Here is a 14,949-nt window from a genome sequence, read left to right as displayed (position 1 = left end):
CCGCCCATGACCTTTTCCATCGTCGCCCGTTGCGCGGACACCGGCCAACTGGGCATCGCCATCAGCTCATCGAGCATCGCCGTGGGCGCCCGTTGCCCGTGGCTGCGCCCCGGCGTGGGCGCGGTGTCGACCCAGAACATCACCCTGCCGGCCCTCGGCCCAGACGTGCTCGATCTGCTGGAGCAAGGCCTCGCCCCGGCCGACGCCGTCGACAGGGCCCTGACGCGCAACGGCTATAGCCAATACCGGCAGCTCACGGCCATCGATCACCTGGGCCGCAGCATGCATTTCAGCGGCAGTGAAACCCTCGGCACCCATCACGCGGTGTCGGGCGAACAATGCGTGGCGGCCGGCAATATGCTCGCCGATCGCGCCGTCATCGCGGCAATGGTCAGCGCCTTCGAACAGGCTGAAGGCCAACTGGCGGATCGTCTGCTGGCCGCCATGCACGCCGCCATCGCTGCCGGTGGCGAAGCCGGCCCGGTGCATTCCGCCGCGTTGGTGGTGGTGGGCGAACTGACCTGGCCGATCATCGACCTGCGGGTGGATTGGGCCGACGAAGCGCCCATCAATGCGCTGCAAACACTCTGGGACGCCTACCGCCCGCAAGTGCAGGACTACATCGACCGCGCCCTCGCCCCGGACCGTTCCCCCGGCTATGGCGTGGCCGGAGACGACCGATGAGCCGCAGTCGCCAATTGCTGCAGACGCTGGTGGGGTTCGATACCACCAGCCGCGAATCCAACCTGCAACTGATCGAGTTCGTGCGCGATTACCTGGCCGGGTTCGGCGTGACCAGCGAGTTGGTCTACAACGAAGAACGCAGCAAGGCCAACCTGTTTGCCAGCATCGGCCCGCTGGAGCTTGCGGGCATCGTACTGTCCGGGCATACCGATGTGGTGCCGGTGGACGGCCAAGCCTGGAGCGTACCGCCGTTCGAACTGACCGAGCGCGATGGCAAGTTGTTCGGCCGGGGCACGGCGGACATGAAGGGCTACATCGCCTGCGTGCTGGCGCTGGTGCCGGAACTGGTCAAGGCAGACTTACGCCGGCCGGTGCATATTGCACTGTCCTATGACGAAGAAGTCGGCTGCCTGGGCGTGCGTTCGCTGCTCAAGGTGCTGGAACAGCGCCCGCTCAAACCGATGCTGTGCATCATCGGCGAACCCACCGGACTCAAGCCGGTGCTCGGTCACAAGGGCAAGCTGGCGATGCGTTGCGATGTACATGGCGAGGCCTGCCATTCGGCCTATGCGCCGTATGGGGTGAACGCAATCGAACACGCCGCCGAGTTGATCGGTGAGTTGGGGCGCATCGGCCAGCGCTTGCGGGACACTCGGGATGCGCGTTTCGATCCACCGTTCAGTACCGTGCAGACCGGGGTGATGAGCGGCGGCAAGGCGCTGAATATCGTCCCCGCCGATTGCCGCTTCGACTTCGAGATCCGCGCCCTGCCGTCCCAGGACCCTGGCGAAGTGGCGGATCAATTGAAGGCGTATGCAGAACAGCAGGTGCTGCCGCGCATGCAGGCGGTGAGCGCGCAGAGTGCGATTCGCTTTACCGAGTTGTCGGCGTATCCCGGCTTGGTCACCGATGAGTGCAGCCAGGCGGCGCAACTGATCGCGGACTTTTCCGGCTCGCAGGAATTCGGCACGGTGGCGTTTGGCACCGAAGGTGGATTGTTTGATGCGGCGGGCATCCCCACCGTGGTGTGCGGGCCGGGGAGCATGGACCAGGGACACAAGCCGGATGAGTTTGTGAGCGTGGAGCAACTCGACGGCTGCGATGAAATGCTGCGGCGGATGTACCTGTCGCTCAGTCGCTGAGCCTGGGTGGCCGGCCTGGCGATATCTCCGGCCTCCATCGCCGACCGGGCCTACGGAACTGCACCGGCAGCCCGGCCACTGAGTGATGCGGTCAACAGACCGCAACACTTCAATCAGCGATGAGTAACAGACATGACAGGCATTCAGCATTACCCACTCATGAACAGCGCACTGGCTTCCGGGGCGCATGTGGAAGAAGCGCATATGCGCCGCGCGGCGGGCGTCCCGGACCGGGAAACCATCCGCGCCACCGTGGCGGATAAAGACCTGTTTCCCACGGCAGAACTCTTCCAGAAGGTGGCCGAGGAACAAGGCATCGATGACATCAGCGTGAAGCTTGGCAATCGTCACTTCGCCGACTATGCGACCCCGCCGGGCTATGCATGGACGGTCAGCGTGCGTTTCTATCCGGACCTGCCCAACGACACATTCAGCCCCTCGCTGCTGGAAAGAGTGAACCGTGCGGGTGAGCACATCGAAACGAAAATGCGCCAAGCCAACATCATCAACCTGAGCCCGACAAAATAACGCCGCAAATCCGCACAGCGAGCCCTGGAGCTGGCTTGCCAGCGAAGGTCGTTAACGATGACCCGCGTCGCCAGACTGAACACGGCGCCTGGGCGTTTTTCGCCGGCAAGCCGGCTCCACACGATTTGGGTTCAGGCGAGTAACCGTGCGAGTTCTTCGCGGCAATAGTCGACAAACAACTGCACCGGTTTGGTCAACGGCGCCCGCCGCAGCCACACCGCCGACAAGCCTGAACCGGTGACAGTCTCCGCCAACGGCACGCACACGACCTTCTGCCCGTCATAGGTGTACTCGGTGAACGGCTTGGTCACCAGAATCGAAAACCCGAACCCCCTGCCCACCATCCCGCGCACCATCTCGATCGACGGCGAGCTGAACACGATATTCGGCGTCAACCCACGCTCTTCAAAAATGCTCACGAAGTACGTACGGCTCGGCAGTACATCCAGCAGGATCATCGGCTCCCGCACCAGATCGGCCAGGGACACTTTGGCCTGCTGCGCAAAGCGGTGATCCGCCGGCAGCAACGCGTAAGGCTGTTGCGGCGGCATCAGCGGCGTGGTCTCGATGGTGGCGCCCAGGTCGTGCTCGAACAGCATCGCCACGTCGATACTGCCCGCCGTGAGCGCCTGCACCAGTTCCTGTTGCTCGCCATCGCGAATGCGGATTTCCACCCCCGGCCAGCGCGCCTTGAAGCCGGCGATCAATCGCGGCAGGTACAGCGGCGCCACCGTCTCGAAACAACCGATATCGATCTGCCCCGCCACCACATCGTTGTCGGCCAGGGCGTTCTGCTCGAACTCGTGGGCCACCCGCAACAGCTCCAGCGCCTTGCGATAAAACCGCGCGCCGCTGGGGGTGAGCGACACGCCCTGGGCGTGGTGGCGGATAAACAGTTGCACGCCAAAACTGTCTTCCAATTGCTTGATCGCGGTGGAGACCGACGGCTGCGCGATATACAGCTTGCGCGACGCCTCGGCGACGCTGCCGCATTCGGCGGTGGTGACGAAATACCTGAGTTGACGCAGGTTGTAGGCAGCCATCGGGCCTCCGTAAACGTGGGACTTCGCCCGCAAAAGACAGGTAGGCAACATACCGGAGCGCGTCCCGGCGCGAGCGATATTTTTTAAGGTCTATAGCAACAAACTTACTAATTTACCTCCCCGCCCCCATTGCCGATGATCGCTCCAACAACAAAGCGCCGCCCGGCGGCGCACAGCGAAGTACGTCCACGTACTCACCTTGCCTTGGAGTTCGTCATGGTCACCACTGCAACATCCTCCGCCCCGCTTATCGAAAAACACACGATTGGATACGTGCCCCCGGAAGATCGCCACGGAAAGGTCAGAGACCTGTTCACCCTGTGGTTCGGCGGCAATATCGCGCCGTTGCCGATCGTCACCGGCGCGCTGGGGGTGCAACTGTTCCACCTCAACCTGATCTGGGGCATCGTCGCCATCCTTGTCGGCCATCTGGTCGGCGGCGTGCTGATGGCGTTGCACTCGGCCCAGGGCCCGCAGATGGGCATCCCGCAAATGATCCAGAGCCGCGCGCAGTTCGGTTCCCTCGGCGCGCTGCTGGTGGTGGTGATTGCCGGCGTGATGTACGTCGGTTTCTTCGCCTCCAACATCGTGCTCGCCGGTAAATCCCTGCACGGCGTGGTCGATGCGGTGCCCGTGCCGGTGGGCATCGTGATCGGTGCCATCGGCTCCGGGATCATCGGCATCATCGGTTACCGCTTCATCCATGTGCTCAACCGCATCGGCACCTGGGTGCTGGGCGCCGGGATCGTGCTGGGCTTCGGCTACATCTTCACCCACGTGCAGACCACGGATTTTCTGACCCGCGGCGGCTTCAACCTCTCCGGCTGGCTGGCCACCGTGTCCCTGGCGGCGCTGTGGCAGATCGCGTTCGCACCCTACGTCTCCGACTACTCGCGCTACCTGCCGGCCGACGTGCCCGTCGCGTCGACCTTCTGGACCACCTACCTGGGCTCGGCCCTGGGTTCGAGCCTGTCGTTCATCTTCGGCGCCGTCGCCGTGCTCGCCACTCCGGTGGGCATGGACACCATGGACGCGGTCAAGCTCGCCACCGGCGCCATCGGCCCGTTGATGCTGGTGCTGTTTTTGCTCAGCGTGATCAGCCACAACGCGCTCAATCTGTATGGCGCGGTGCTGTCGATCATCACCCTGGTGCAGACCTTCGCCTACCGCTGGATTCCCACCGCGAAAAGCCGCGCCGTGATCTCGGTCATCGTGCTCGCAGCCTGTTCGGTGGCCGCGGTATTCGCCTCGAAAGACTTTATCGGCCACTTCGTCGACATGGTGTTGGTGCTGCTGGTGGTGTTGGTGCCGTGGACCGCGATCAACCTGATCGACTTCTATGCAATCCACAAAGGCAAATACGACATTGCCTCGATCTTCCGCGTGGACGGCGGTATCTACGGGCGCTACAACCCACAGGCCTTGCTGGCCTATGCGGTGGGCATCGCGGTGCAGATTCCGTTCATGAACACGCCGCTGTACGTGGGGCCGATTTCGGCACACATCAACGGTGCGGACCTGTCCTGGGTGGTGGGGCTGGTGGTGACGTCGCCGCTGTATTTCTGGCTGGCGCGCCGGGACAGTGCGTACAAGCGCCGGATGGCGCAAGGAACATTGATGGGCGAGGCCTAAGCGCCACACACCCCTGTAGGAGCGAGCTCGCTCGCGAAAAACCCGAGAACGCCGCGCTCATCCAGGTGACACGCGTCATCGTTGGCGTTTTTCGCGAGCAAGCTCGCTCCTACAGGCGGGCTCGGTGTCAGCAACGCTGATCTTTCTCTATCATGTGGCCTTTCGCACAACGCCCAGGACCCACCATGCCCACCCTCACCTTGCGCAACGCCCTCCCCGCCGACGCCGCCCGTTGCTACGAGATCGAGATCAGCGCCTACGAAGGCGACGAAGCCGCCACCCTGGAAAAGATCGCCACGCGCATTGCGTTGTACCCCCAAGGTTTTCTGATCCTGGAAGCCGATGGCGAGGTGGTGGGCTTCATCAACAGTGGCTGCGCCCATGAAGTGGTGATGTCGGACGAGGCGTTCAAGGAGTTGGTTGGCCATTCGCCCGAGGCGCCGAATGTAGTGATCATGTCGGTGGTGGTCGACCCGGCGCATCAGGGCAACGGCTATGCCAAGCGACTGATGAGCGAGTTCGTGCAGCGCATGCAGGCGATGGGCAAGCAGACCCTTCACCTGATGTGCAAGGAACAGCATGTGCCGCTGTACACGCGCATAGGCTACACCTATGTGCGGCCTTCGCCGTCGGAACATGGCGGCATGGCATGGCATGAGATGGTGATGACGCTCTGAGCCGAAAAGGACTTGATGATGACCGTGATGCCTATTGAAATCAGCGACCAACCCAACCCCGAAGCCGAGCGCATCCTCGGCAACGGCCTGGCCGAGTTTAACGCCCAAGCCACCGGCTACCATGATCGATGCCCGCTGACAGTGTTGGTCAGAGACCCGCACACTCAGCAAGTCCTTGGCGGCATCACCGGTAGAACGGCCTTCGGCATGGCCTTCCTCGATTTGTTCCACTTACCCGAATCCCTGCGCGGCACGGGCCTTGGCAGCCGGTTGCTGCAAGCCTTCGAAGACGAAGCCCGGCGCCGGGGTTGCCTGAATGCGGTGCTGTACACCATCAGCTTCCAGGCGCCGGGGTTTTACCAAAAACACGGGTGGGTGCGGTTTGGCGAAATTCCTTGCGCACCAGCCGGCAGCAGCCGTGTGTTTCTGACCAAACCGTTGTGACGCGACACCGCAGCAGGGGTTGGCTGGGCTACAGGTAAGCGCAGCCCTGCATCACCGGCTCTACGCTCCCGGTCAACACCACGCCGCCCTCGCCCGCCCAGTGCACGCCGACCGTGCCACCGTCGCATTGCACCTGCACCGTGGCATCCAGCAAGCCGCGGCGGATGCCATTGACCACCGCCGCGCAGCAGCACGAACCGGACCCCAGCGGCACGCCGCCACCGCGCTCCCAGATGCGCAGGCGGATGTGTCCGCGATCGAGCACCTGCACGAAATGCACGTTGGTCCCGGCCGGGAACAGCGGGTGACGCTCCAACGCAGGGCCCAGCGCCGCGACGTCGATGACTGCCAGGTCTTCCACGAAGAAAGTGCAATGGGGGTTGCCCATGCTGCACGCCGCCGGGCTGCCGTTGAGGGGCAAGGTGCGCGTATCCATGGCCTCGGCCAACGGCACTGCCGCCCAGTCCAGGGACGGTTCGCCCATATTCACCGACACCCGCTGCCCCGATTCGCGCACGCAGGTCAGTAAACCGCGATCGGTGCGCAGCACGATCGACTCGGCGCCGGTTTCATGCATCAGGCGATCAGCGACGCCACGGGTGGCGCTGCCGCAGGTGGCCAACGGTGTGCCGTTGGGGTTCCAGAATTTGATCCGTGCGGCGGCGTCTTCGCAGTCCAGCACGACGGCCAACTGGTTGAAGCCGATACCGGTATGCCGGTTGCCCAGGCGTCGGGCGATGTCGGCGGTAATAGGGTCATCCAGGCCACGGCGGTCGACGATGATGAAGTCATCGCCATGGGCATGCATCTTTACGAACGGCAAGGGCATGGGCAGTCCTGTGGTCGAACCTGTAGGAGCGAGCTTGCTCGCGAAAAACCCGAGAGCGCCGCATGCCTTCAGGATGCCCGCGTCATCGTTGACGTTTTTCGCGAGCAAGCTCGCTCCTAAAGGGAGGTGGGCGGCGGTTAGAGAACGCTGCCCATCGCTTTCATCAGTATCGGATCGCGTCCGTAGATATCCGGGGCGTACACCAGGTCGCCCTGGCCATCGACTTGTACCGTCCAATATCCCAGCAACAGCGGCACCGGGTTGGCCAGGCGGAATTCGTGGGTCACGCCGGTGGCCAGCAGTTCGTCGGTACGCGCACGTTCGGCCGGGCTGACCAGCAGGTCGCGCAGCCGCAACGGTTGTTCGACCCTCACGCATCCCGAGCTGAACGCCCGTGGCCCCTTGGTGAACAGCGGCTGGCTCGGCGTGTCGTGCAGGTACACCGAATACGGGTTGGGAAAGCGCAGCACGATCTTGCCCAGGGGGTTGCGCGGGCCGGCTTCCTGGCGCAGCAGGATATTGCCGGGGTGCGACCAGTCGACCTGCTCGGGCGTCAGCGCGCGCCCCTCGGCGTCGAGCACTTGCAGGTTCTGCTGGCGCAGGTATTCGGGGTTGAGGCGGATGGCGGGGAGTTTGTCCTCGCGCATGATGGTGGGCGGGATGGTCCAGGTGGGGTTGAGGGTCAGCCGGGTAATGCGCGACTTGAGCAACGGCGTCTGGCGTTCGGCACGCCCCACTTGCAAGCGGGTTTGCCACACCGGGACACCGCTCTGGTACACGCTCAGTTGCGCGGCAGCGACGTTGACCAGCACGCCTTCGGGCTCCAGGTCCTGGGCCAGCCAGCGGAAACGCTCAAGGTTGATGCGCAATTGTTCACGGCGCATGGCCGGGCTGATATTGAGCTCGGCGACTGTCCCCGCACCGATCACCCCGTCGGACTGCAAGGAGTGGCTGAGCTGGAAGGCCTTCACCGCACTCACCAGTTCCGCACGGTATTGCGTGCCGCTGCCCTTGGGTTCGCTGGCCAGGTAGCCACCGAGGTAGAGGCGCCGCGCCAGTTCCGGTACGCGCGGGTCGTCCATGCCGGGGCGCAGCAACGGGCCGCCAGCGACGGCGTTCCAATGGGGCAAGGGTTGCTGGCGCACCGCGGAATAGGCGTTGCGCAAGCTGCGATAGAGATCGGCGCTCGGGCGCGCCTGGTCGAAGGCACTGGCCATGTCTTGCAGGCCGGCGGCGGCCAAGGCCAGCACCTCTGAATTCGGGTCTTGGGCCGGCGGCTGGGCGTGCCACAGCGGTTCGAAGCGCGATTGCTGCAAGCGCCCGTAATGCAGATCCTGCAGGGCTTGCAGGTACTGGCGGCTGGTGTCGATATCGCTGCACAGCACGTTGGCCGAGGTATCTGCCGTCGGCAGGCTATAGTGGCCGGGGTCCAGGCCGTCGTCGGCGAGCATCAGCAACTGCGTGTGCAACGCTTGCCGACGCTCATTGGCCGACCACAGCGGCAGATCGCCCTGCTGCTGGTAAAAGGCTTGCAGGCGCGATTGGGCGGCGGGGTCTATCTGCGGCGCGAGCCGGGGGCAAACGCTGGAGAGTTGCGCCAGGGCCTGCTGTATCGGCGCCGTGGCGACCAGCGCGGGCGGTGCTACGGGTAACGCGTCATCCGCCAGCGCAGCGGCTGTGGCGACCAGTGGTGCGACGAGCAAGCAAATGCTCAAGTAACATGCGTGTTTTTTGAACAATGACTTTGCTCCAATCCACAGTGGGGGATGTACTGTAGATGCTGAATTTTATCTGCCGCTTTGGCGTGATCGCCGTGAGCCTGGCTGCGCTGAGCCCTGTTGCGCTCGCCGCCGACGGCCAATCTCCTTCCTTGTATAGCAGCCTGGCGCGCCAGGCTCCAGAACTCAATCCCACCGTCCTCAAAAGCGCCCTGAACGCGGTGCAGTGCGCGGTCAATAATGGCGAGGAACGTTCCGAGCGCCTGGCGGTGATTGACTATACCCAGCCTTCGACCGCTCGTCGGCTGTGGATTTTCGATCTGCGCAAAAAGACCCTGGTGCTGCGCGACCTGGTGGCCCATGGTGCCAAGTCCGGGGAGAACTTCGCCACCCAGTTCTCCAACCGCGAAGGCAGCCACCAATCCAGCCTGGGCCTGTTCCGTACCCAGGAAAGTTACCTCGGCACCCACGGCTACTCGCTGCGCATGGACGGCCTGGAGCCGGGCTTCAACGACCAGGCCCGCGACCGCGCCCTGGTGATTCACGCGGCCGACTACGTCAACCCGTTGTGGAGCAAGCGCGAAGGCCGCATCGGCCGCAGCCAGGGTTGCCCGGCCGTGCGCCCGCAGGTGGCGCGCCAGGTGGTGGACAAGCTCAAGGATGGCCAATTCATGTTTTCGTGGTACCCGGACCAGCGCTGGCTGAAGTCCTCGACGTACCTCAATTGCAAACCCCAACAGGTGGCGAGTAGCCGTACAATCCGCGGCGGATAGCCTGTCTCCCTAGATAAAAGAGAACGTCGCATGCTTCTACACACGTCCACCTGGATCGAGATCGGCCAGTTTCTGGAACACAGCCGCACGGTGGTGATTCCCATCGGCTCCAATGAGCAGCATGGCCCCACCGGGCTGCTCGGCACCGACTGGATGTGCCCGGAAATCATCGCCCACCACGCACAGAAAAACGCCGACATCCTGATCGGCCCGACCTTCAATATCGGCATGGCCCAGCATCACCTGGGCTTTCCCGGCACCATCTCGCTGCGCCCGTCCACCTTCATTGCCGCGATTGGCGACTGGGTGCGTTCCCTGGCCGGGCACGGTTTCGAGAAAATCCTGTTCCTCAATGGCCATGGCGGCAATATCGCCACGATCGAGGCGGCGTTTTCCGAGCTGTACGCCGAGGCCAGCTTCGCCCGTCGCCCGGCCGGGTTCGCGCTGAAATTGGTGAACTGGTGGGATCTGGAAGGCGTCACCGAGCTGGCGCACCGGCAATTCCCGGTAGGCCATGGCAGCCATGCCACGCCGTCGGAAATTGCGGTGACGCAGTGGGCGTACCCGGAATCGATCAAGTCAGCCGACTACGCACCGCAGATCGCCAACACCGGGCCGATCCGCGAAGCCTTGGACTTTCGCGCACGCTTCCCGGACGGCCGCATGGGCTCGGACCCGGCGTTGGCGACGGTGGAGAAAGGCGGTGAATTGGTGGCGTTAGCGGCACAAGGGCTGGTCAAGAGCGTCAACGCCTTCAGCAACGAAGCCAAACCCTGAGAGCATCTCCAGCGCGGGTTATTTGCATTCCTGCGCTGCCAGCTCCAATCGCGACGGCGTGATCGCCGACGCCAGCGGCTTGCGCTCATACAAAAACACCTTGGCGCCGTCCTGGGATTTGTAGGCTTCGAGCACGTCATCGGCGGCGACTTTACTGCTCAAGACGACTTTGGCGTGACGCGAGTTCTGGGTCACGGTCGAAGTGACTCCGTGCTTCTCCAGCTTGGGCAGCACGCATTTCAGATAGGTCTCGGGGTCCTTGCCGGTTTGCAGGGTCAACGTCGGCGCGTTGGGCGCGGTGGCACAACCGGTCAGCAACAAGGAAGCAAAAGCCATGGCCGGTACGAAAAAAGAACGCATGAAAAAATCCTGAGTTTAAAAATAAAGGGTCATATCAACCCGCACGAATCAGCGCCTTGAGCGACTCATCGAACTGCTTCAAGGCATCGAGTTGCACGTCCTGCTGCTGCTCGATCTGCGCGGCAATCTGCGGTGCTGCCTGGTCGTGCACCCACACCGACGGTACCTGCTTGTGCACCGAGCCTTCGGCTTTGGCGATGTATTGCAGGTTCGCGTCATAGAACCGCGCGACAAACTGCGCCTCGACCTGATCGTTGCGCTGGGTCAGCAGTTGGTTATGGGCGTCGAGCATCACCACCACATCGGGGTGAGCCTGCAACAGGGCGTCCAGGTTGTCGTAGACAGTGACCGACAGGAAGGCGCCTTGCAGCGAGCTCATCAACCAATCAATGGCCAGTTCCGGGTCGGAACTGTTGACGAACGCCCGGCGGATACGCTCGTCGAGTGCATCCTTGGCGCCATTCAAGGCCATGTCGTGGTAGCGTTCAAGGTAGCTGAGGTTATCGCGGGTGTTGTCGCTGAGTAATACACCTACCGATTGCGCGCGCTGCAAGGAGTCTACGCTACCGACGATAGGTAGCAAATGGCTATTAGTCGAGTCGTCGGCAATCGCCGCGTTGTCCAACGCCACTGTGCCGAGTGTCAGCACCATTAAACCCAGCAGAATCAATGTCCTCATCGCGCATTTCCTTGAACCCTGTTTCGATGCGATGATTTTCCGCCTTTTCGGCAAAAACAGAACTTGCGTTGCGTGATGATCACTATCATCTGAACCGATAGTCATGAACCCCACAGTGTCGACATAAAACTTATAAGGACCCGCCATGAAACCCCACCAAAAGACCTTCGACCGCATCCGCGAAGCCGTACTACCGGAGTTTCGCGACCGCGTTGCCGATTACCTGGCCGACTATGAAAACGTGTTGCTGGACGAAACGGCAGACGCGGAACAGGTCTACGCCAGTGCCCAGCAGTTACGCGGTTACCTGCGCGGTTTGAACACCGTGCGAGTGCTGGGCATGGCGGATTGGGAAGAACTGGACCGCCGCGTGGAACAAGAGTGGCCGGCTAAAGCGCGGGTCTTGGCAGATTGACCCATGCCTGCACCGATGGCCGCTGCCATTGGCGCTGGGCATAGTCGACCAACGCAGCCGGCACGCGGTCGCCGTTGAGGATCAGGCGATTGAGCATCAACGCCAGGTCCACATCGGCAATCGACCACTCGCCGAACAGGTTCGCCGGATTGCCCACCAGCAGCGCCTCGGCGGCACTGATCAACTTATTCGCCGCAGCCTCAGCCTCGGGCGACAGCGGCGGTCGCTTCTGCCCGCAGAACACCACCAGCGTCGAGCGCTCCTGACGGATCGGCAGCAAGTCGCTGCGCAGCCACGCCTGGACCTGTCGCGCCCGCGCCCGCTGCTTGGGATCGGCCGGGTACACCGGCGTGGCGGGATAGACCTGCTCCAGGTATTCGGTGATCGCCGAAGACTCCGACAGCGCAAAGTCGCCTTCCACCAGGGTCGGCACGCGCCGGGTCACGGAAAGCCGGGCAAAGTCAGCCGCCTGGTTTTGCCCGGCGTCCAGGTCCAGGGTCACGGTATCGAAGGCCAGGCCCTTTTCCCGCAAGGTGACGAACACCGACATCGCGTAAGGGCTGGTGTAGACCGAATCAACATAGAGGCGCAACGGGGGCTGGTGCATGGTGGAGCTCCTTGGGTGTGAAGCCCCACGCTACGAGATGTTCAGCCAGAAAGACAATGCAGGGTTTTTATGGGGGCATTCCCGGGGGGAATAGTCCATTGCGACGTGACCCGACTGCGCTCAATGGACACCCTGCGTGGCTTATACCATCAAGCCAGTTCAGCGCGCAGTTGGCGGGCGGCCGTCACCATGTGAATCAACGCCGCTTCCGTCTCCGCCCAGCCACGGGTCTTCAAGCCGCAATCGGGGTTCACCCACAAGCGCTCGGCCGGAATCCGCTTGGCCGCCTTGCGCAGCAGGTTGGCCATCTCCGAGGCCTGGGGCACCCGTGGCGAGTGGATGTCGTAGACGCCAGGGCCGATGTCGTTGGGGTAGGCAAAGGCTTCGAACGCGTCCAGCAATTCCATATCCGAACGCGACGTCTCGATGGTGATCACGTCGGCATCCATCGCCGCGATGGACTCGATCACATCGTTGAACTCGCTGTAGCACATGTGGGTGTGGATCTGGGTTTCATCGCGCACGCCCGAGGCGCACAGGCGGAACACTTCGGTGGCCCAGTCCAGGTAGGGCTGCCACTGCGCCTGGCGCAACGGCAGGCCTTCACGGAACGCCGCTTCGTCGATCTGCACGATCTTGATGCCGGCGGCTTCCAGGTCGACCACTTCGTCACGGATCGCCAGGGCCAGTTGGCGGGCCTGCACTTCGCGGCTCACGTCTTCGCGGGGGAACGACCACATCAGCATGGTTACCGGTCCCGTCAGCATGCCCTTCATCACTTTGCCGGTCAGGCTTTGCGCATAGCGAATCCACTCCACCGTCATCGCCTGCGGACGGCTGAGGTCGCCGACGATCACCGCCGGTTTCACGCAGCGCGAACCATAGCTCTGCACCCAGCCGAAGCGGGTGAACACATAGCCGTCCAGTTGCTCGGCGAAGTATTCGACCATGTCGTTACGCTCGGCCTCACCGTGGACCAGCACATCCAGGCCCAGGTGTTCCTGCACTTCGACGGCGTGTTTGATTTCACTGTGCATCGCTTCGACGTACTCCGCTTCGCTCAACTTGCCGGCCTTGTAGGACTGGCGCGCCAGGCGGATCGAGGCGGTTTGCGGGAACGAACCGATGGTGGTGGTCGGGAACAGCGGCAGGTTGAGGCCGGCACGCTGCGTCTCGATGCGTTGGGTGAACGGCGATTGGCGCTGGCTGTCCTTGGCAGTAATGGCCGCGACACGCGCTTGCACCGCCGGCTTGTGGATACGCGGCGACGCGGCACGACCGGCTTGCACGGCGCGGCTTTGCGCCAGGGCCGCCAGCACCTGTGGCGCGTCGGGCTGGTTGACCGCTTGCGTCAACACCGCGACTTCGGCGCACTTCTGCACGGCGAACGCCAGCCAGCTTTTCAGCTCGGCATCCAATTGGTCTTCACGCCCAAGGTCCACCGGACTGTGCAGCAGCGAGCAGGACGGCGCCACCCACAGGCGATCGCCGAGCTTTTCATGGGCATGCTGCAAGGTGGCCAGGGCTTTTTCCAAGTCGCAACGCCAGACGTTACGACCGTTGACCACGCCCAGGGACAGCACTTTATACGCCGGCAGGCGGTCGAGAATGGTCGGGTACTGCTCCGGCGCGCGCACCAGGTCGATGTGCAGACCGTCCACCGGCAGGTTGGCGGCCAGGCCGAGGTTTTCTTCCAGGCCACCGAAGTAGGTCGCCACGAGTTTTTTCAGTGGGTCGCGCTGGATCAGGTTGTAGGCGCGTTCGAACGCGTTTTTCCAGGCTTGGGGCAGGTCGAGTACCAGGATCGGCTCGTCGATCTGCACCCACTCCACGCCCATATCGGCCAGGCGCTGGAAGATCTGGCCGTACAACGGCAACAGGCGTTCGAGCAGCTCGAGTTTGTCGAAGTCGCCGCCCTTGGCCTTGCCCAGCCACAGGTAGGTCAGCGGGCCGATCACCACCGGCTTGACGGTGTGCCCCAGGTCGAGGGCTTCCTGCACTTCTTCGAAGAGCTGGTCCCAACCGAGGTGGAAGTGCTGGTCGGCGCTGAATTCAGGCACCAGGTAGTGGTAGTTGGTATCGAACCACTTGGTCATTTCCTGGGCGTGGGCGCCGCCGCAGCAACTGTCGCTGACACCCCGTGCCATGCCAAACAGCGTGTGCAGCGTGGCCTGGCCATCGGCTGGGCGGAAACGCTCGGGGATCACGCCAAACATCAGCGAGTGGCTCAGCACCTGGTCGTACCAGGCGAAATCCCCCACCGGCAGCAACTCGATGCCTGCCTGTTTCTGCAGGTCCCAATGACTCTTGCGCAGATCACGGCCCACAGCGCGCAGGCCGGCTTCGTCGAGCTCACCCTTCCAGAACGCTTCCTGCGCTTTTTTCAGTTCACGATCGCGTCCAATGCGCGGAAATCCAAGGGAATGAGCGACTGCCATGACTTACAACTCCACTGTAGGTATCAATGGCGGCCATTGTCGGCAGATGACGATAGTGAGACAAACTCATTTTATTCCAGATCATCACAAGATTTACTCATGTTAAAACCCCTGCACACCAGCCCCCTGTAGGAGCGAGCTTGCTCGCGAAGAACCCGAGAACACCGCGTTCCTCCAGACAGTCCGCGTTATCGTTGGCGTTC

General features: G+C 62.9%; 16 protein-coding genes. 9 read left to right on the top strand and 7 right to left on the bottom strand.

The window, feature by feature from the left end; genetic code table 11:
• Positions 1–6 precede the first annotated feature (6 nt).
• From BLR63_RS05615 to BLR63_RS05605, 3 genes are all read left to right on the top strand, one after another.
• On the top strand, positions 7–684 hold the full coding sequence (locus BLR63_RS05615; protein WP_010564573.1) for a DUF1028 domain-containing protein: 678 nt from the start codon (positions 7–9) through the stop codon (positions 682–684).
• Positions 681–1,826 carry an acetylornithine deacetylase gene (gene argE / locus BLR63_RS05610; RefSeq protein WP_010564572.1) on the top strand — a complete coding sequence of 382 codons (1,146 nt, stop codon included), beginning with the start codon at positions 681–683 and terminating at the stop codon, positions 1,824–1,826. The genes BLR63_RS05615 and argE overlap by 4 nt, the downstream gene beginning before the upstream one ends.
• 132 nt (positions 1,827–1,958) lie before the next feature.
• Positions 1,959–2,354 (top strand): hypothetical protein, encoded by a 396-nt coding sequence (locus tag BLR63_RS05605; protein WP_010564571.1) that lies wholly within the window; start codon positions 1,959–1,961, stop codon positions 2,352–2,354.
• A gap of 131 nt (positions 2,355–2,485) precedes the next feature.
• Here BLR63_RS05605 and BLR63_RS05600 read toward each other — a convergent pair whose 3' ends face one another.
• Positions 2,486–3,397: a LysR substrate-binding domain-containing protein gene (locus tag BLR63_RS05600; protein WP_010564570.1), complete on the bottom strand. Its 912-nt coding sequence runs from the start codon at positions 3,395–3,397 to the stop codon at positions 2,486–2,488.
• A 216-nt stretch (positions 3,398–3,613) separates the two neighbouring features.
• Between BLR63_RS05600 and BLR63_RS05595 the strand changes: the two genes are divergently transcribed.
• The 3 genes from BLR63_RS05595 (at position 3,614) to BLR63_RS05585 (ending at position 6,150) form a co-directional block, all read left to right on the top strand.
• Positions 3,614–5,029: a purine-cytosine permease family protein gene (locus tag BLR63_RS05595; RefSeq protein WP_010564569.1), complete on the top strand. Its 1,416-nt coding sequence runs from the start codon at positions 3,614–3,616 to the stop codon at positions 5,027–5,029.
• Positions 5,030–5,214: 185 nt separating this feature from the next.
• Entirely contained in the window at positions 5,215–5,706 is a 492-nt protein-coding gene (locus tag BLR63_RS05590) for a GNAT family N-acetyltransferase (protein ID WP_010564568.1), read from the top strand.
• 18 nt (positions 5,707–5,724) lie between these two features.
• The gene (locus BLR63_RS05585; RefSeq protein WP_010564567.1) at positions 5,725–6,150 is read left to right on the top strand and encodes a GNAT family N-acetyltransferase; all 426 of its coding nucleotides are present in this window, start codon (positions 5,725–5,727) and stop codon (positions 6,148–6,150) included.
• 28 nt (positions 6,151–6,178) lie between these two features.
• Here the strand turns inward: BLR63_RS05585 and dapF are convergent, their stop codons facing one another.
• Positions 6,179–6,979: a diaminopimelate epimerase gene (gene dapF / locus BLR63_RS05580; protein WP_010564566.1), complete on the bottom strand. Its 801-nt coding sequence runs from the start codon at positions 6,977–6,979 to the stop codon at positions 6,179–6,181.
• A 137-nt stretch (positions 6,980–7,116) separates the two neighbouring features.
• On the bottom strand, positions 7,117–8,718 hold the full coding sequence (locus tag BLR63_RS05575) for a L,D-transpeptidase family protein (protein ID WP_010564565.1): 1,602 nt from the start codon (positions 8,716–8,718) through the stop codon (positions 7,117–7,119).
• Between the two features lie 38 nt (positions 8,719–8,756).
• Between BLR63_RS05575 and BLR63_RS05570 the strand changes: the two genes are divergently transcribed.
• On the top strand, positions 8,757–9,470 hold the full coding sequence (locus BLR63_RS05570) for a murein L,D-transpeptidase catalytic domain family protein (RefSeq protein ID WP_010564564.1): 714 nt from the start codon (positions 8,757–8,759) through the stop codon (positions 9,468–9,470).
• Between the two features lie 30 nt (positions 9,471–9,500).
• Positions 9,501–10,247, top strand: a complete 747-nt coding sequence (locus BLR63_RS05565; protein WP_010564563.1) for a creatininase family protein — start codon at positions 9,501–9,503, stop codon at positions 10,245–10,247.
• Positions 10,248–10,265: 18 nt separating this feature from the next.
• Here the strand turns inward: BLR63_RS05565 and BLR63_RS05560 are convergent, their stop codons facing one another.
• Together BLR63_RS05560 and BLR63_RS05555 are read right to left on the bottom strand one after the other, a co-directional pair.
• A complete protein-coding gene (locus tag BLR63_RS05560) occupies positions 10,266–10,607 on the bottom strand; it encodes a hypothetical protein (RefSeq protein WP_010564562.1) in 342 nt (113 codons plus the stop codon).
• Positions 10,608–10,641: 34 nt separating this feature from the next.
• A complete protein-coding gene (locus BLR63_RS05555) occupies positions 10,642–11,286 on the bottom strand; it encodes a hypothetical protein (protein ID WP_010564561.1) in 645 nt (214 codons plus the stop codon).
• A 145-nt stretch (positions 11,287–11,431) separates the two neighbouring features.
• Here BLR63_RS05555 and BLR63_RS05550 point away from each other — a divergent pair, with 145 nt between their 5' ends.
• Complete coding sequence (locus BLR63_RS05550) at positions 11,432–11,701, top strand: hypothetical protein (protein ID WP_010564560.1); 270 nt, start codon at positions 11,432–11,434, stop codon at positions 11,699–11,701.
• On the opposite strand, the gene yfcF is transcribed toward BLR63_RS05550, so the two are convergent.
• Both yfcF and metE read right to left on the bottom strand, forming a co-directional pair.
• Positions 11,676–12,308: a glutathione transferase gene (yfcF, locus tag BLR63_RS05545; RefSeq protein WP_010564559.1), complete on the bottom strand. Its 633-nt coding sequence runs from the start codon at positions 12,306–12,308 to the stop codon at positions 11,676–11,678. The two genes, BLR63_RS05550 and yfcF, sit on opposite strands and share 26 nt — an antisense overlap.
• Before the next feature lie 149 nt (positions 12,309–12,457).
• Positions 12,458–14,746 carry a 5-methyltetrahydropteroyltriglutamate--homocysteine S-methyltransferase gene (gene metE / locus BLR63_RS05540; RefSeq protein ID WP_010564558.1) on the bottom strand — a complete coding sequence of 763 codons (2,289 nt, stop codon included), beginning with the start codon at positions 14,744–14,746 and terminating at the stop codon, positions 12,458–12,460.
• Between the last annotated feature and the right edge of the window lie 203 nt (positions 14,747–14,949).

The organism is Pseudomonas extremaustralis, assembly GCF_900102035.1.
GTDB lineage: Bacteria > Pseudomonadota > Gammaproteobacteria > Pseudomonadales > Pseudomonadaceae > Aquipseudomonas > Aquipseudomonas extremaustralis.
Note: the sequence above shows the minus strand (reverse complement) of the source record. Positions and strands in the feature narration are given on the sequence as shown.